The sequence below is a fragment of the Flavobacterium sp. XGLA_31 genome (genome assembly GCF_051547105.1).
Classification (GTDB): domain Bacteria; phylum Bacteroidota; class Bacteroidia; order Flavobacteriales; family Flavobacteriaceae; genus Flavobacterium.
The window spans coordinates 18283-37060 of sequence record NZ_JBPTTM010000001.1 but is presented as its reverse complement, the minus strand read 5'-3'; the positions used below and the strand labels follow the sequence as shown (position 1 = coordinate 37060).

The window sequence follows — 18778 nt, the reverse complement described above, 5'->3', positions numbered from 1 at the left end:
GATGAAAGTATATATAATTGGAATTGGTTTGATTGGCGGTTCGATGGCGCTCGACATCAAAACACATTATGCTGAAGCAGTGATTTTTGGTATTGATGCCAATGAAAATCATTTGAACCAAGCACTCAAATTGGGTATTATTGATAAAAAAGCTCAGATGGAAGACTTGAATAAAGCAGATTTAGTCATCGTTTCCGTTCCGGTTGATATCGCTTTAGTACTTTTGCCAGTAGTTTTGGATGTGATTGAAGAAAACGCTTTGGTTTTGGATGTGGGTTCTACCAAGCTGCCGGTTTGTGAAGTCATTTCAACACATTGTAAAAGAAGAAATTTTTTGGCAACACATCCCATAGCAGGAACGGAGTTTTCAGGGCCTTCGGCGGCCATCAAAGGGTTGTTTCAAGGGAAAACGAATATTATTTGTGAGGTAGAAAAAACAACGTTTAAATTGCAGGAACGTGCTATGGAGTTGTTTCAAAGATTGGAAATGCGCATTCGGTATATGGATCCCAAATCGCACGATAAGCATATTGCTTATGTGTCGCACCTGTCACATATCAGTTCTTTTATGCTGGGCAAAACGGTGGTGGAAAAAGAAAAAGATGAACGCGATATTTTTGACATGGCCGGTAGCGGATTTGAGAGTACGGTACGGTTGGCCAAAAGTTCGCCAGCTATGTGGACGCCCATTTTTAAGCAAAATAAAAAACACGTGATTAAATCGTTGGAAGAATATATAGCCAATTTAACTCAATTTAAAACTCTGTTGGAAAGAGAAGACTATGACCAAATATTTAATGAAATGGCCAATACCAACAGAATCAAAGAAATATTAAACGGAAAAAAGTAAGACTATGAATATCACTATAGAAAACAAACAATGGCTGGATGACTTTAAATTGACACATCCCTTGGTAATTGCTGGGCCTTGCAGCGCCGAGACCGAAGAGCAGGTGTTGAAGATTGCACACGAATTGAAAGATTCGGATGTGAGTATTTTTCGCGCCGGAATTTGGAAACCCCGTACCCGACCGGGCGGATTTGAAGGAGTAGGAGCCATCGGGCTGAAATGGCTGCAAAAGGCCAAAGCCGAAACCGGTTTGTTGATGGCCACTGAAGTAGCAAATGCTGCCCATGTAAAGTTAGCTTTGGAACATGATATTGATGTGTTGTGGATTGGTGCCCGTACTACGGTAAACCCTTTTGCTGTGCAGGAAATCGCAGATGCCTTGGTGGGAACCGATAAGATTGTATTGGTCAAAAACCCCGTGAACCCCGATTTGGCTTTGTGGATTGGTGGTGTGGAACGGTTGTATAATGCCGGAATTAAAAAGTTAGGGGTCATTCACCGAGGGTTCTCAACTTATGAAAAGACCAAGTACCGCAACATTCCCGAGTGGCAGATTGCCATAGAATTACAAAGCCGTTTTCCCGATTTGCCCTTGATTTGCGATCCGTCACACATTACCGGCAGACGTGATATGATTCAGGAAGTGTCTCAACAGGCACTGGACTTGAACTATGACGGATTAATTATAGAAACGCATAACGACCCAGATAATGCTTGGAGTGATGCAGCACAACAGCTTACGCCAAGCGTTTTGAAACAGTTATTCCGAGATTTGAAAGTCAAAAAAATGACTACAGAAGAAGACGATTACAATACGGAAATGATAAAACTGCGTGCCAATATTGATGTAGCTGATAGTAAACTGTTAGAGATTTTGGGCCATCGCATGAAAGTGGCGGAGCAAATAGGAGCCTTGAAAAAAGCCAAGAATGTGGCCGTTTTACAAAACAAACGCTGGAATGAAATCTTAGGCAAAATGATTTTGGACGGAGAAGAAAAAGGACTGAGTGAAGAATTCATCCTGAAACTCTTCAAAGCTATTCATCAGGAAAGCATCAGTCATCAGGAGAAAATCATCAACGGGTAGTACCGCTTTTCAAAAAAATTAAACCTACTGTATTTCAGTAGGTTTTTTTTGTATCATTGTGGCAACAATAAAAACAACCTAAAAATAACCAAAATGAAAAAAATCTTTTTGGGTTTTATTTTTTTTGTTTGTAGCGGTATAAGCTTGAATGCCCAAAACAAAATTGATAAAATCAACATGACCTATGGTGAGGAAATCACCGATGACAGTGGTAAAATTGTCAGAATTATTGGGGAAGCCAATAACAAAATTTACACTTTAGTGCTTAAAGGGAAATCAGATTATTTTTTGAAGATATTTGATTCGGCTGCCATGAAGCAAATTTCCCTGAATCCGATTGTGCTTCCGGAACTGAATGACAAAGATCTTGATTTTGAAGATATCGCACTGATGAATGATAAATTGTATGTTATCGGGAGTGTGTTCCATCGCAAAGAGAAAAAGTTCACTTTAGTAGCTATACCGGTTTCTGAAAAAGGAATTTTAGGTAAAGACATGATTACCCTATTTGAATCCATCGTAGCTAAAAGTGCTGACCGCGGCGGTTTCTATTTCAAAAAATCTCCTGACGACCAAATGTTGTTAGTAATGCATACGGCTCTTTTTGAAAAAGAAGATGCCATGAAGTATGAAATCAAATTGTTTGACGAAACGATGAGAGCCACATTTTCTACTGAAGACAAAGTTTCGTACGATGACAACAAAAAAGATTATCAATTTACCATTTCTGATTTTGATGTAAACAATAAAGACGATGTTTTCTTGGTAGTAAACGAAGGATACCGTGATAAAAAGAAAAAAGAGAAAGTAGAAAAAGTAGAGCTTCATATTTTCAAACAAGCCAACAGCTACAAAAAAGAAGTGGTTAAAATTGACATCATCGATAAGGAAATCATCAATTGTCGTATGATGGCTACCGCCAAAAACGATGTAAAGTTGACCGGATTTTTCTCGAGTGTACGCGATAACGGAAAAGCGAACAAAGAGCTTAAAGGCGTATACAATATTACGGTAAACTTAAAAAACAACACTACCGAAAATGTGAAGTTCAACGAATTTGACATGCCTACTAAAATCAAATTATTAGGAGAAAGAAGAGCCAATAAAGGCAAGGATGTAAAACCGTTGTACAACATTCAATCCATCGTTGAAAAAAATGACGGAGGTTTGATTGTTATTTCCGAATACCGAATGATTTATGTAGGTCAAAAGCAAGGAATCGGACCGTTTGGCTTACAGCCAATTACCTATACCGCTAACGAAATGATTGTTAATTGTCTTAAGCCTGACGGATCATTGGAATGGAGTAATGTAGTGGCCAAAGAACAATCGGCATCTGTAACTGTTGCCAGCTTTAATTTTTTTAGCGGAGGCAGTAACGGTAGTTTCAGTGTAGATGTAGCGGCCAGTATTCCTTTGACCGTGATGGGAAGAGGACCTGAGTATTTGAGCGCCATTCCTATTTATAAAAACGGACAGTTAAACATACTTTTTAACGATAATGTTAAGAATAAAGGAATCACCGATATCGAAAAAATTAAATCGATGGGGAACTACAACAATGCGGTTCCTACCCTGTTCATTTTTGACGATAAAGGAAACATCACCCGAAAAGACCCGGAAGAAGTGATTAAAAATGAATTGGTTATTCGTCCCGGAATTTTTTACAGAAAAACAGATAACGAATACCTGATTTATGCTTCCCGCAAGTCTAAGGACAAAATCGGAAGAATGATTCTGGAAGATTAAAACTAAAAAGTTGCCCGAAACGGCAACTTTTTTTATGTACACAAATAAAGCAGGAAAACGTATCTTTGCGACATGACAGGACTTGTTTATAAATCTACCGGAAGTTTTTATACCGTAAAGACGGATGATGGTCAAAGCTACGAATGCCGTATCAAAGGAAAATTTCGGATGAAAGGCATCAAGAGCACCAATCCCATTGCGGTGGGCGATGTCGTAGATTTTGAATTAGACAACACAACCGACGAAATTATCGGACAGATTCATCATATTCATGACCGCAAGAATTATATTGTTCGCAAATCGGTAAACCTGTCAAAACAAACGCATATTATTGCCTCCAATATTGATGTGGTTTTTTTGTTAATTACCATCAACAATCCGCCAACGACGACCAGTTTTATAGACCGTTTCTTAGTGACTGCTGAAGCGTATGGTATCGAAGCGGTTTTGGTATTTAACAAAATTGACACTTTTGATGACGCCATGTTGGACGAGCAATTGTATCTGCAGCATATCTATTCCGAAATAGGCTATCAATGTCTGCGGGTTTCGGCCAAAGATAAAAAAGGGTTAGAAGCACTGAAAAAGATGATGACCGGCAAAGTATCGATGTTCTCCGGGCATTCGGGCGTGGGAAAATCTACTTTGGTCAATGCCTTGGAACCCGAGTTGAATCTGAAAACCAAAACCATATCCGAACAAAGCATGCAGGGGCAGCACACCACTACTTTTGCCGAAATGTATGACCTTTCTTTTGGAGCCAAAATCATAGATACTCCGGGAATCAAAGGTTTTGGAATTGTGGATATGGAGCCCGGTGAAGTGAGCGATTATTTCCCTGAGTTTTTCCGACTCAAAGACCAATGCAAATTCAACAATTGCCTTCACAAAGAAGAACCCCATTGTGCGGTGAAAGCCGCTTTGGAAGAAGACAAAATTGCTTGGTCGCGCTACAACAGTTATCTCAAAATACTCGAAGGGGATGACGAGCACTACCGCACTGATATTTACAACGACGACCGCATTGCCAGTGACCAAACCCGCAAATCAGAGTAAGCATGAGAGCCGTTATTCAAAGGGTTTCTGAGGCTTCGGTAACGATTGAAGGCGAAAAAGTAGCAGCTATTCAACACGGATTACTGGTGCTTTTAGGTGTTGAGGAAGCTGATAACCAAGAAGATATTGACTGGTTGACTGCCAAGATTGCCAACCTTCGAATTTTTGGCGATGCTGAAGGGGTTATGAACTTATCTGTAAAAGAAGTAGCAGGAGATATCATAGTGGTAAGCCAGTTTACACTGCATGCTGCTACCAAAAAAGGCAACCGCCCCTCTTACATCAAAGCGGCCAAACCTGATGTGGCTATTCCCATATATGAAGGATTTATTAAACAAATGGAAACTGAACTGGGCAAGGCCATTCAAACCGGACAGTTTGGAGCCGATATGAAAGTAGCCCTGCTCAACGATGGCCCGGTGACGATTATCATTGATACAAAAAATAAGGAATAAGATTGTTAATTAAATTAAAATATTTTTATATTTGGTAAAATTTAGTCTACATGAACTTCAAAATTTTACCTTATTTCCTACTGATTATTTCTTTATCAGTTTTTGGTCAAAAAGAAAATTACGCCACTTCAATCATTCCGGATAGTTTAAAACAAAATGCGAATGCGGTTATTCGGCTGAATGAAGTTGATATCACTATTGACTCCCAAAAATCGATGGTGTTAAAAACGGTTACAGTTACAACTGTTTTAAATGAGTTAGGTTTGAGGAATCTTGATTTAAGCGAGAGTTATGATAAAAACCGCAGAGTTAATAAAATTGTAGCCACGGCTTATGATGCTTCCGGTAGAGAGTTGAGAGTGTACAAAAGGAAAGATTTCAAAGACAACAGTGTGGCAGACGGAGTGTCTATTTTCAACGATAACCGAGTTTTATATTTAGATTATACACCTATTACTTATCCTTTCACCATTGTTTTTGAAAGCGAGATTGAAACCTCTAATACAGCTTTTATTCCTGCGTGGAGTCCATTGGAAGGCTATCTGGTAAGCACTCAAACGAGTTCAATTAGTATTACTTATAAATCCGAATTGCATTTAAAATCAAAGGAAGTTAATTTTTCAAAAGGGATTCTTGTCGAAAAAAAAGAATCAACCGGTTTTATAAATTATTCTGTAAAAAATTTAATCGCCAGAAAGCAGGAAGAAATGAGTCCGAATTTCTCGGATATATTTCCTATGGTATATTTTGCTTTGGAGAATTTCCAACTGGAAAATGTGGAAGGCTCGGCTACAAATTGGTCTGAATTTGGAAAATGGATGTACAATTCACTTTTGGCCGATACAGAGGAAATACCTGAAGCTACTGTTCAAAAACTGAAGCAATTAATAGGGAATGAAAAAAATCCCATAGAAATCGCCCGTATAGTTTACAAATATGTACAAGAAAAAACACGTTATGTCAGTGTTCAGGTGGGTATAGGAGGTTGGAAACCAATGTTGGCCAAAGAGGTAGATAAATTAGGATATGGCGATTGTAAAGCTTTATCTAATTATACCCGCTGTCTATTAAAATCAGTAGGAGTTCCATCCTATTATACAGTGGTTTATGCGGGTTCGGATAAACGAAATATTCAGAATGATATTGCCTCAATTCAGGGGAACCACATTATTTTGGCTTTGCCCACGGATAAGGAGTTGCTTTGGCTGGAGTGTACCAGTCAAATTCAGCCTTTTGGTTTTCAGGGCGATTTTACTGACGACAGAAACGTATTGATTGTGAAACCCGAAGGCGGAGAAATAGTGAAAACTAAAATATTTACCGAAAACGAAAGTACCAAATCAATAAAGGCCAGCTATTCGATTTCTGAAACTGGGGACTTAACAGGTAAAGTGAATATGATTTCTAAAGGGATGGAGTATGATGCTGAATTTTCAAAAGAAAGAATGAGCCGGGATAACCAAATCAAACAATACAAAGAAGAATTTGATAATATTAATAACCTTAAAATCGATAAGATTACGCTAAACAACAATAAGGAATCTATTGAATTTACAGAAAATATCGAGTTCAATGCTGAAGGTTACGCACAAAATTTAGGAGGCAAATTAATGTTTGCTCCAAATGCCTTTGATCAAAATTCTTATATACCAAAAAAATACAGAACGCGTGAATTCCCCTTTGAAATAAAACGAGGATACAGCAATCAAACTGAAACCGAAATCAACCTGCCTAACGGTTTTTCGATTGAGGCCAAACCTAATGGGACTGAACAGCAGACGGAGTTTGGGCGCTACAAAATTGAGTTTACGGTAGTGAGTCCGAACAAGATTTTGTGTAAACGGGAGTTAGTTATCAAAAAAGGGCTTTATGATAAAAGTAAGTATGAAGATTTCAGAAAGTTCAGAGAAACCATAGCCAAAAACGATAATTCAAAAATAGTCATTTCAAAAGCCTAACCCATGAAAAAAATAATAGTAGTTTTAGTTGTATTTGTAAGTTGCCTTGCTTTTTCCCAAAAACAAGAATTGGGTAAGGTAAGCATTGAGGAGCTCAAAGAGAAAGTGTGTCCAACAGATACCTCGGCCGTTGCAGCAGTATTGTTTAATATAGGTAAGAGCAGTATCGAATATTCAGAAGCCAGTGGTTTTGAAACCATAACGGAAATTATCACGAAAATAAAAATTTATAAAAAAGAAGGTTATGCTTTCGCCAATAAAAGTATGGGATATTATACACCCAATAATGGCAGCTCAGAAAGGATTGATGTTACAAAAGCGGTTACTTATAATCTTGTAAATGATAAAATTGAAAAGACAAAGCTGAGTAGTAATGGTGAATTTGATGAAAAAGTTGATAAATATTCCTCGCGAAAAAAAATTACAATGCCTAATGTTAAAGAAGGATCAATAATTGAATTTAGGTTCGAAATACGTTCTCCTTATGTATATATTCCTGATTGGGAATTTCAAAATAAGATTCCGGTACTCTATTCTGAATTCTCGACCTGTATTCCGGAATATTACATCTTTAATACTAGATTTAAAGGCTTCTTGTCGCCGCAAACACTGACTGAAACTAATCAGAGAACAATTTCATCTACCAACAAGGAAAGGTCTAATGGGTATTCTACCAGTACTACTTTTAGTACCAATAGCACTTCCTATGTAGAGACAAAAAATAAATATATTCTTGAAAATATTCCTGCTTTGAAAGATGAAATCTTTGTGAATAATATTGATAATTACAGAGTAACGATTTTACACGAGTTGTCAGGAAAAAGGTTCCCTCAACGCCCTTTTGAAAATTTTGCAACAGATTGGGAAAGCATAGTGAAAAAGATTTATGATAACGAAAGTTTTGGCTCAGAATTAGACAAAACTGGATATTTTGAAAAAGATATTGATGCCATACTAAAAGGAATAACAGCTCAGGAAGAAAGAATAGGAGCTGTTTTAAGCTATGTGAAAACAAAAATGAATTGGGATGAATATTATGGTATTTATTGCGATAACGGCGTCAAAAAAGCCTATCAGGAAAGCAAAGGAAATGTAGCTGAAATCAATCTGATGCTGACTGCAATGTTGCGTTATGCTGGTTTTGAGGCTAGTCCAATTTTAGTAAGCACACGGGATAATGGGATTTCACTGTTTCCCAGTCGAACGGCCTATAACTATGTTATTGCGGGGATTGAACTTCAAAATCAGGTGATTTTGTTGGATGCCACTAGCAAATATTCCCTGCCGAATATTTTGCCCATCAGGGACTTAAACTGGTTCGGTCGGATTGTCAGAAAGAACGGAAGCTCAGCCGAAATTGACTTAATGCCTAAATCGAACTCAAAAGACATCACCATGATTATGGCTAGTATTAATGTTCAGGGGGAGATTCAAGGAAAAATAAGAGAGCAGTATTTTGACTACAATGCTTTTTTGTTCCGTGAGCATTATAATAGTGTTGCTAAGGATAGCTATGTTGAAAAATTAGAAAAAGTCCACCAAGGGCTTGAAGTAGAGGAGTATGAGGTGCAAAATAAAACGGATTTGGCAAAACCAATAGTAGAAAATTATTCATTTAAGGCGACTAATTCAGTAGAAATCATAGGAGACAAAATGTATGTCTCTCCATTTCTGTTTTTTACCATGACAGAGAATCCGTTTAAACAAGAAACTCGTGAATATCCGATAGATTTTATTTACCCCGATCAAGACAGATTTAATATCAGTTTAACATTGCCGGAAGGATACGTTGTGGAGACTCTGCCACAACCAAAAGCTATTGCTTTGCCCGACAACATAGGAAGTTTTAAATATTCGATTACTAACAATGGCAATCAAATCCAGCTAGTGTATAGTTCTGATATGAATGAGGCTATCATTAAAGCTGAAGATTATGAAATACTAAAGAGTTACTATAAAGAAATGGTAAATAAGCAAACGGAAAAAATCGTACTCAAAAAAGTCTAATTGTGATTAAAAAATACAGCATTATTTTTGTATTGCTTTTTAATGTTAGTGCTTTTTCACAACTTACCGATAAAGAAAGTGTTACAAAACAAGAGCTACAGCAAAATAGTTATGCAAACGACACTACAGCATCAGCAGTAATCCTGAGTAAAAAAGCCAGTACCTACTTCAGGTATAAAAACAAAACAGGGTTTGATTCTTTTACCGAAGTGGCTCTCAAAATAAAAATTTTGAAATCCGAAGGACTGGTGTGGGCAAACTTTGAAATACCGTACTTTACAGGATATAAATTTTTAAATGATGAATGTGTTTTTATAAAAAAAGCATTTACCTATAATTTTGAAAACGGGCGAATTACAAAAGATAAAGTAACAGGTGAGAGCAAGTTTACGGATAAAGTTAATGAAAATTGGAGTGTCAAAAAATTAACTTTCCCCAATGTAAAAGTAGGCTCAGTCATTGAAATCAATTACGAATTCAGAACGGAGAACTTATCCGAGCTTCCGGAGTTTCAGTTTCAGTACACTATTCCGGTGGCTAAAATGGAATACACTACCAAAATCCCTGAGTTTTATATTTACAAAGGAATCCAAACCGGTTATGTTGAAGTGGTCAGTGAAGCCGTTTTGGAAAACACCTCTCAATCATTTGAAGGAGAGCATGGCAACACCCTGTCTATGAATTATAAGCAGATAAGAACCGTTTATAAAGCCGAAAATATTCAAGCGCTCAAAGAAGAAAAGTATGTCAATAGTATTAAGAACTATTACGGCAAAATCATACATGAATTAGAAATCATCCGCATGCCCGAGGAAGAGCCAAAGCATATAGCTTCAACTTGGGACGACATAGCCAAAGCTCTTTACAGTGAAAAAAATGTTGGCCCCCAATTGGAAAAATTCAACTATTTCCTAAATGATTTGAAAGTGCTCATAAAAGATGTCGATTCTGCCCAATCCAAAATGACCAAAGTGTTCCAATTTGTAAAAAACAAAATGAATTGGAACGGTAAGTATGGGTATTCGGTACGGGATGATGTAGCGTTGGCTTATGACCAAAGAACCGGTAATGTTGCCGAGATAAATTATATATTAATTGCCATGCTGAAATTGTCAGGTCTAGAGGCAAACCCCGTAGTGCTCAGCAGCAGAGATAATGGTTTGGCACTTTTCCCCAACAAAACATTCCTTAACTATGTTATTGCTTCGGTAGAATTGGACGGTAAAAAGTATTTGCTAGATGCCACAGATAAGTTTTCGGGAATCAATCAAATTCCGGTCAGAGCCCTAAATCTTTATGGAAGATTAATCAAAAAAGATGGAACTGCAACCGAAATTGATTTAATGCCAAAGGCCAATTCCAAAGAGGCCATTAATGGCATGGTAAGTTTGGATAGCCAAGGCGGAATCACGGGAAAAATCAGGCATCTTTATAACGATTATAACGCATTAATTTTTAGAGAAAATAAAGGAGGACTCACAGAGAAAAGCCTTGTGGAGCAACTAGAACGTCAGTATCAGGGAGTTGAATTTTCAGAATATAAAGTGCAGGATGTCAGAAATTTGTCGCAGCCTGTAATTGAATGCTATTCTTTTTCCCAGCCAAATGCAGCAGAGATTATCGGGGATAAAATTTATGTGCAGCCTCTGCTTTTTTTTACCGTCTCCGAAAATCCGTTTAAACAGGAAAGCAGGCAATACCCAATTGATTTTGTTTACCCATACCAAACCCGATACAATATAGGGTTGACCATTCCCCAAGGATATACGGTTGAAATGTTACCACAATCCAAAGCCATCGCTATGCCCGATAATTTAGGAAATTTTAAATACAATATTATCCTCAATGGGAATCAAATTCAGTTACTTTGTACTATCGATATCAATCAGGCAACAATTCCGGCCGAAGGGTATGGGGCATTGAAAAATTTCTATGAAGAAATCATAAGCAAACAAACCGAAAAAATAGTACTTAAAAAGAGCTAATATGGATTTGAAAAACGCACAACTCGAAGTTGACAACTGGATTAAAAACCACGGAGTACGCTATTTTAACGAACTCACTAATATGGCCCAGCTTACCGAAGAAGTAGGCGAGGTGGCACGCATCATTGCCCGCCGCTATGGCGAACAATCGGAAAAAGAAAGCGATAAAAACAAAGACCTGGGCGAAGAACTGGCCGATGTGGTTTTTGTGGTGCTTTGTCTGGCCAATCAAACCGGAGTAGATTTGCAGGCTGCGTTTGATAAAAAAATGGATTTGAAAACCAAACGCGATCACGACCGCCATCATAACAATGAAAAATTGAAATAAGAGTGGACTTACTTCTCAAATCTTCTGTAGCCAATCCTAAGTCGGCAATAGCCATTACCGGAAGCAAATCAGAAACCAATCGATTATTATTGCTTCAGGCATTGTATCCTAATCTTACCTTGCAAAATACTTCCAATTCGGATGACTCTCAGGTAATGCAGAAAGCACTCTCTTCTTCTGAAGAAGCTACTATTGATGTGCATCATGCCGGTACCGCCATGCGGTTTCTTACCGCCTATTTTGCCATTCAGCAAGACAGAGAAGTAGTGTTGACCGGTTCCTCGCGCATGCAGGAACGTCCTATACAAATTCTGGTGGAAGCCCTGCGTCAGTTAGGTGCTGATATACGCTATGAAAAAAATGATGGATATCCGCCCATTCGCATCAAGGGAAAAAAATTACTATTAAACAGGGTTTCATTACCCGCCAATGTGAGCAGCCAGTATATTTCGGCTCTGCTGCTAATCGCTCCCAAACTCGAAAATGGTTTGGAACTTATTCTTGAAGGTGAAATCACCTCAGTGCCTTATATCCAAATGACACTGGCACTGCTGAATGAAATAGGCGTGGAAACAACTTTTTTTGAGAATGTGATTTCAGTAAAACCACAATTCACAATTAGCTTCGCTCCGTTCGCCTTCGGCTCGAGTCACAATTCACAATTCACAATTGAATCAGATTGGTCTTCGGCTTCTTATTTCTATTCTATTGTGGCGCTTTCGGATATCGGTACAACCATCACCTTAAGCAGCTACAAAAAAAACAGTTTGCAAGGCGATTCGGTTTTAGCGGAAATCTATCAGAGTTTTGGAGTAGAAACCGTTTTTGAAAACAATACCATTCGTTTATCCAAAACAGAAAAAGTTAATTTGCCTTCGGTCTTTTTTGATTTAAACAATACACCCGACATAGCCCAGACCATAGTGGTCAGTTGTTTCGGATTGGGGATGGGCTGCCATTTAACAGGATTGCATACCCTGAAAATAAAAGAAACAGACCGGTTGGAAGCTCTAAAAAAAGAACTCACCAAACTGGGTGCCTCGGTTTCAGTAACGGATGACAGCCTCACTTTGGAACCCTCAACAACAATACGCGACACAGTTGTTATAAAAACCTATCAGGACCACCGAATGGCAATGGCCTTCGCAGCATTAGCCTTAAAAACCAATATCATCATCGAAGAAGCTGAGGTGGTTTCAAAATCCTATCCGTCATTTTGGGATGATTTAAAAAGCATTGGTTTTCAAATCGCTGAACAACCCAATGAATAAGTTTTTTCAAAAATAAAAGCCGTTTTACTTGACAACGCCTCATTTGCAATAGTATATTTGCAGGCTGTTAAAATTATGACACAATTCATAACTTATAACTCATAACTCATAATTCTTTTACATGAAATTATCTCATTTCCAGTTCAATCTCCCTAATGAATTATTGGCCGAATTCCCGGCAGAAAACAGAGACGAATCACGTTTAATGGTGGTAAACCGAAAAACCAAAACCATTGAACACAAATTATTCAAAGATATTATCGACTATTTTGACGATGGTGATGTGATGATTTTGAATAATACCAAAGTATTTCCGGCCCGTATGTATGGTAACAAAGAAAAAACCGGTGCTCGTATAGAAGTATTCTTGTTAAGAGAGTTGAATGCGGAGCAACGTCTTTGGGATGTATTGGTTGATCCGGCACGTAAAATCCGTATCGGGAACAAATTGTACTTTGGTGACGATGATTCATTAGTAGCTGAGGTAATTGACAATACCACTTCTCGCGGAAGAACATTACGTTTCTTATATGATGGTTCGTACAACGAATTCAGAAAAAAATTAACCGAATTGGGTGAAACCCCAATTCCGAAATACATCAACCGTGAGGTAACCGAAGAAGATGCGGAGCGTTACCAAACCATTTATGCCAAAGAAGAAGGAGCCGTAGCAGCACCCACTGCCGGTTTACACTTTTCTAAGCATTTGTTGAAGCGTTTGGAAATCAAGGGAATTGATTTTGCAGAAGTGACGTTGCACGTGGGATTAGGAACCTTCAACCCGGTGGAAGTTGAGGATTTGTCGAAACACAAAATGGATTCGGAAGAGCTAATCATTACGCAGCAAGCGTGTGATATTGTAAACAAGGCTAAAGCCAACAAGAAAAGAGTATGTTGTATCGGAACCACTTCCATGCGCGCTATTGAAAGTTCGGTTTCTTCAGCCAAAACATTGAATCCGTACGAAGGTTGGACAAACAAGTTTATCTTCCCTCCTTATGATTTCAGTATAGCCGATTGTATGGTGACTAATTTCCATACTCCGAAATCGACCTTGTTGATGATGATTTCCGCTTTCTGTGGTCACGATCTCATGAAAAAAGCCTACGAGGAAGCCATCAAAGAAAAATACCGTTTCTATTCTTATGGCGATGCCATGTTAATCCTGTAAGATTTATATAGTTTACTGAAGTCCCATCTTGTTACTAATGAGATGGGATTTTTTTTAGAGCCAATCGCTCGTGCAATTGCCAAACCATTTTCCTGCTGTCCGCGCTACATGGTAGCTGCTTCCATCAGGGCTAAGACAATCTTTAGTGAACTTTGTGAAGCGCTAACTTTGCCACTTTACCACTTTTCAATACTTTTACACCACAAATTAAACCACACATGACTTTTCAAAATACCCGAGAGTTTGCACAGCAACTCGATGCACAAGACGAATTAAGAGCGTACCGAAATGAGTTTATTTTTCCGCAACACAACGGGAAAAACGTAGTGTACTTCACCGGAAATTCCCTAGGATTACAACCCAAAAGAGCCAAAAAATATGTTGATGATGTAATGAGCGACTGGGCCAATATGGCTGTTGAAGGACACTTCTATGCCGAAAAACCTTGGTGGGATTACCATGAAAGATTTGCCAATCCGTTGAGTAAACTGGTAGGAGCAAAACCCTCAGAAATTACCGTCATGAATACCCTGACGGTGAATTTACATTTGCTTATGGTGTCTTTCTACCGTCCCACAAAAACACGTTACAAAATCATTTGTGAGGAAAAAGCTTTCCCGTCTGATCAGTACATGTTCCAGAGTCAAGTTAACTTTCACCAACTGAATCAGCAGGATACTATTTTGGAAATCAAGCGCAGAGAAGGCGAACACAACATTCGGTTAGAAGATGTGTTGGCTAAAATTGAAGAAGTTGGCGATGAGTTAGCATTGGTTTTAATAGGAGGGGTAAACTATTATACCGGACAGGTTTTTGATATGAAAGCCATTACTGAAGCCGGACACAAAGCCGGAGCAATAGTGGGTTTTGACTTAGCCCATGCCGCCGGAAATATTGAATTGCAATTACACGATTGGAATGTTGATTTTGCCGCTTGGTGTAGTTATAAATACATGAACTCCGGTCCAGGGAATGCCTCAGGATGTTTTGTTCACGAAAAGCACCACCACAGCAATTTGCCCCGATTTGCCGGTTGGTGGGGACATAACAAAGAGTGTCGTTTCAAAATGGAACCCCAGTTTGATCCGGTACATGGAGCAGACGGTTGGCAGGTGAGTAATTTGCCGATACTGACCTTGGCGCCTTATTTAGCTTCGGTAGAAATGTTTGCCGAAGTAGGTATGGTGAAACTAATAAAAAAGCGCAACCAACTGACATCGTATTTAGAATTTATTTTGCATGAAATTGATAAAGAAATTCCGGGGGCGGAGTTTGAAATTATAACACCAAACCGCCAGGAAGAAAGAGCCTGTCAACTTTCAGTTTTTTTACATGGGCAAGGCAGAAATTTGTTTGATTATTTAATGAAAAACGGTGTCATTACCGATTGGAGAGAACCCAATGTAATACGACTCGCACCGGCACCATTTTATTGTTCGTATGAAGATATGTATGAATTCGGACAAATCCTTAAAAGCGGAATTTTAAGCGTTAAATAATTTGTTTTCTGAAAAACAATTTGTTGATTTGCAATTCATTATTAAACCAAAAACCACAAAACCAATAAATTAAAATGAAATTAAAATTACTGTTTACAGTTGCAGCCTTGATTGTTGTTTCAGCAACGAGTCAGGCACAGGAATCTAAGCATGAAGCTGCCGCACGCGAGTGGATTAGAAATCATGCAAGTGAACTCAACGTTAATCCAGCTTCAACGTTTAAATTATCGTATGTTGTCAAAAGCCAAATAGGAGAGACTTTACGTTTTCAGCAGATGATGAATGACGTACCAGTGTATCATTCTGAAATTGTGATCAATTTTAATCCAAGTGATGAGTTGGCTTTTATATCAGATTCTGTTGATGGTTCGATACAAACGATAGCTACTTCACCGGCTATTACTAAACAAGATGCTTTAGACGCGTCTGTAGCCAGTTTAAAGATAGAAGGGGCATATACCGTGGCTGAAAATGATTTAATCGTTACCAAGGTGAACGACCAAACGAAGTTGGTTTATCGCATAGTAACCAATCCTGCCAGTGGAAACGGAAGTTGGGAGGTTTTAGTGGATGCCCAGTCAGCCAATGTTTTAAGTACTAAAGATGTGGCTGTTTATCACCATAAAAAGACAATAGCTAAGAATCCTAAAAGCAATCCGCCGGTAGCTATGGCTCCATTGGCTTTTGTTCCCGGGACGGCTATGGTTTATATGTCGGATCCTTTGTCTTATGCACACGTAGCTTATGGAACCACAGGTTATGTTGACGGAAATGATGCGGCAACAACCCAATTGAACAATGCTAGGACTTCAGTCGTACTTCCTGAAATTGATTTGACCTCAGGAGTATACAAGCTTAAAAGTTCCTATGTGGTAATCGTGGATTCTGAAGCACCTAATAAAGGTTTATTTACACAAGCAACTCCTGATTTTAATTTCAACAGAAATCAGGACGGTTTTGAAGCGGCTAATGCTTTTTACCAATTAGATAAAAGCATGCGATACATCAATCAAACCCTAGGAGTTGTTTGTTTACCACAATTAAACTCAGGGGTCCTACAATTTGACCCTTCAGGCTTGAGCGGGGCAGATAACTCGCATTTTATCCCGTCAAGTGACCAATTGGCTTTTGGTGAAGGTTGTGTTGATGATGCTGAGGATGCAGATGTAGTTTTACACGAATTAGGACACGGACTTCATGATTGGCTTACCAATGGAAGTTCTTCCAATTACATAGGTGAAGGAAACGGAGATTATTGGGCACAATCCTATAGCAGAAGTTTAAACCAATGGAGTTCAACAGATGCGGCATATCAGTACATGTTCAGTTGGGATGGTCATAATACTTGTTGGGACGGAAGAACTACTGATTATTTTGGGATTTATCCAACAGACTTAGTGGGAGGTTCAGGACATGATGACGGACAGATTTGGGCTACAGCCCTAATGCAGATTTATGACGTGATTGGAAGAACGGAAACTGACAAAGCCTTTTTAGAAGGATTGCGATTAACTAACAGTTCTACCAATCAGCAAAATGCGGCAAGAGCTGTAAGACAAGCTGCAATTAATATGAATTTTCCGTGCGCTGATATCAAAGTAATGACAGAGAAGTTCACCGACAGAGGTTATATAATGCCGGCTTTGACATTGACAATGGCTGCAATGGTTAACCAAACAGTTCAGGCCGGTGTAAGTAATACTTATACATTACCGAGTTATGCAACTTTAGCCAATCCAATCACGGATAACTGTGATGCTGCTTTAACTCAGACCCCTAATGCTGGGACGGTATTGGCTCCGGGAGTTTACACTATTACAATGGTGGCAACCAGTGGCACTTCATCAGTAACCAGAACATTTCAATTAACCGTTTTACCTTATTTAGGAGTTAATGAGGCTGTGAAAAATAACTTTGTATTATATCCTAATCCGACTACTTCTGTTTTGAATATCAAAGGTGATTTTGATATTACTGAAAATGTTACGGTATACAATATGTTAGGACAGGCTGTGTTAAGACAGAATGTGACTGGCAATGAAGAAAGTATTGATGTTTCATCATTAGCAAAAGGAGTTTACAATTTGTATTTCAGTGCTGCTAAAGTATCTTATAAGTTTGTGAAAAACTAAGATCATATCACACTCAAGTGAAACCACAATATGAAAGTATTGTGGTTTTCTTTTTTATATCGCTCTAAAGTATTTCCAACTTTGTAACTTTGTCCCCTTAATTTAAAATAAAATGAACAAACAACAAATCATAGATGCATTTGATCCAAGTCAGCCTGGTTTAGCTGATGCTACCGTATTTGGATTGCCCTTTTCTGCCGAACAGTCAGAGATTATTGTTATCCCGGTACCATGGGAGGTAACTGTAAGTTATGGAGCCGGAGCCTCAGAAGGACCTGCTGCTGTGTTAGACGCTTCTTTTCAGGTGGATTTGAATCATCAGGATTTTCCCGAGCTATGGAAACTGGGAATTTATATGGATGAGGCACCAAAACATTGGGGTACTAATTCCGAAAAATACAAAGCTTTAGCACAACCTATTATAGCATTGTTGGAAAGTGGTGAAGCAGTAGAAAACTATCCGGACGTGCAAGCAGATTTGGATAAAATCAATGAAGTGTGCCGAGAATTGCATACTGAAGTAAAGGAAAAAGTGTTGTATTGGATGAATCAAGGGAAAAAAGTGGTCTTGTTGGGTGGTGATCATTCAACGCCATTAGGGTACTATGAAGCGTTGGCTACAAAACATGATGATTTCGGAATTCTTCATCTGGATGCACATATGGATTTACGTATTGCCTATGAAGGATTTACATTTTCACATGCTTCTATTATGTACAATGCACTCCAAATCCCACAAATTTCAAAATTAGTGCAAGTGGGAATACGCGATTTTTGTGAGCAGGAAGTTGCGGTTGTGCAACAGGCCCAAGGGAGAGTGCTTGTGAATACAGATGCAGATTTAAAAGCAGAAGTATTTGAAGGAAAAACTTGGCAGCAACAATGTGATGCCATCATAGCGTCATTACCCCAAAAGGTATGTATTAGTTTTGATATTGATGGTTTGTACCAATGGTATTGTCCCAATACGGGAACTCCGGTTCCGGGAGGATTGTCTTTTGAGCAGGCGAGATATTTGTTTAACAGATTATCTGCTAGTGGAAAAGAAATAATAGGTTTTGATTTGGTAGAAGTGGCCCCGGGAGAGACTGATTGGGATGGGAATGTAGGGGCTCGCATGTTATTCCATATGTGCGGTGTTTTAGCCAAAAATAATGGAATGAATGTGGGTCAGAATATTAGTTTTCAAAGACAATAGAATTATTTCAATAACGAAGCAAGCCCAACAAT

14 protein-coding genes are annotated in these 18778 nt (G+C 38.6%); all 14 read left to right on the top strand.

Going from position 1 to position 18778, the window contains the following annotated elements; translation table 11 throughout:
* Position 1: 1 nt before the first annotated feature.
* Positions 2-850: a prephenate dehydrogenase gene (locus tag ACSVH6_RS00160; RefSeq protein ID WP_438074377.1), complete on the top strand. Its 849-nt coding sequence runs from the start codon at positions 2-4 to the stop codon at positions 848-850.
* Between the two features lie 4 nt (positions 851-854).
* On the top strand, positions 855-1937 hold the full coding sequence (locus ACSVH6_RS00155) for a chorismate mutase (RefSeq protein WP_438074375.1): 1083 nt from the start codon (positions 855-857) through the stop codon (positions 1935-1937).
* Between the two features lie 93 nt (positions 1938-2030).
* Positions 2031-3686: a hypothetical protein gene (locus ACSVH6_RS00150; protein WP_438074373.1), complete on the top strand. Its 1656-nt coding sequence runs from the start codon at positions 2031-2033 to the stop codon at positions 3684-3686.
* A 72-nt stretch (positions 3687-3758) separates the two neighbouring features.
* The gene (gene rsgA, locus ACSVH6_RS00145) at positions 3759-4742 is read left to right on the top strand and encodes a ribosome small subunit-dependent GTPase A (protein ID WP_438074371.1); all 984 of its coding nucleotides are present in this window, start codon (positions 3759-3761) and stop codon (positions 4740-4742) included.
* Between the two features lie 2 nt (positions 4743-4744).
* A complete protein-coding gene (dtd, locus tag ACSVH6_RS00140) occupies positions 4745-5197 on the top strand; it encodes a D-aminoacyl-tRNA deacylase (RefSeq protein WP_438074369.1) in 453 nt (150 codons plus the stop codon).
* 50 nt (positions 5198-5247) lie between these two features.
* Positions 5248-7155 carry a DUF3857 domain-containing protein gene (locus ACSVH6_RS00135; RefSeq protein WP_438074367.1) on the top strand — a complete coding sequence of 636 codons (1908 nt, stop codon included), beginning with the start codon at positions 5248-5250 and terminating at the stop codon, positions 7153-7155.
* Positions 7156-7158: 3 nt separating this feature from the next.
* Positions 7159-9162, top strand: coding sequence for a transglutaminase domain-containing protein (locus ACSVH6_RS00130; protein WP_438074365.1), 2004 nt, complete (start codon positions 7159-7161; stop codon positions 9160-9162).
* Positions 9163-9164: 2 nt separating this feature from the next.
* The gene (locus tag ACSVH6_RS00125) at positions 9165-11147 is read left to right on the top strand and encodes a hypothetical protein (RefSeq protein WP_438074363.1); all 1983 of its coding nucleotides are present in this window, start codon (positions 9165-9167) and stop codon (positions 11145-11147) included.
* A gap of 1 nt (position 11148) precedes the next feature.
* Positions 11149-11475 carry a nucleotide pyrophosphohydrolase gene (locus ACSVH6_RS00120; protein WP_438074361.1) on the top strand — a complete coding sequence of 109 codons (327 nt, stop codon included), beginning with the start codon at positions 11149-11151 and terminating at the stop codon, positions 11473-11475.
* 2 nt (positions 11476-11477) lie between these two features.
* Positions 11478-12746 (top strand): 3-phosphoshikimate 1-carboxyvinyltransferase, encoded by a 1269-nt coding sequence (locus tag ACSVH6_RS00115; protein ID WP_438074359.1) that lies wholly within the window; start codon positions 11478-11480, stop codon positions 12744-12746.
* 121 nt (positions 12747-12867) lie between these two features.
* Positions 12868-13917 carry a tRNA preQ1(34) S-adenosylmethionine ribosyltransferase-isomerase QueA gene (queA, locus tag ACSVH6_RS00110; protein ID WP_438074357.1) on the top strand — a complete coding sequence of 350 codons (1050 nt, stop codon included), beginning with the start codon at positions 12868-12870 and terminating at the stop codon, positions 13915-13917.
* 218 nt (positions 13918-14135) lie between these two features.
* Positions 14136-15416 (top strand): kynureninase, encoded by a 1281-nt coding sequence (gene kynU / locus ACSVH6_RS00105; RefSeq protein WP_438074355.1) that lies wholly within the window; start codon positions 14136-14138, stop codon positions 15414-15416.
* Between the two features lie 74 nt (positions 15417-15490).
* Positions 15491-17548, top strand: a complete 2058-nt coding sequence (locus ACSVH6_RS00100) for a T9SS type A sorting domain-containing protein (RefSeq protein ID WP_438074353.1) — start codon at positions 15491-15493, stop codon at positions 17546-17548.
* A 112-nt stretch (positions 17549-17660) separates the two neighbouring features.
* Positions 17661-18746: an agmatinase family protein gene (locus tag ACSVH6_RS00095; protein WP_438074351.1), complete on the top strand. Its 1086-nt coding sequence runs from the start codon at positions 17661-17663 to the stop codon at positions 18744-18746.
* Positions 18747-18778: the final 32 nt, after the last annotated feature.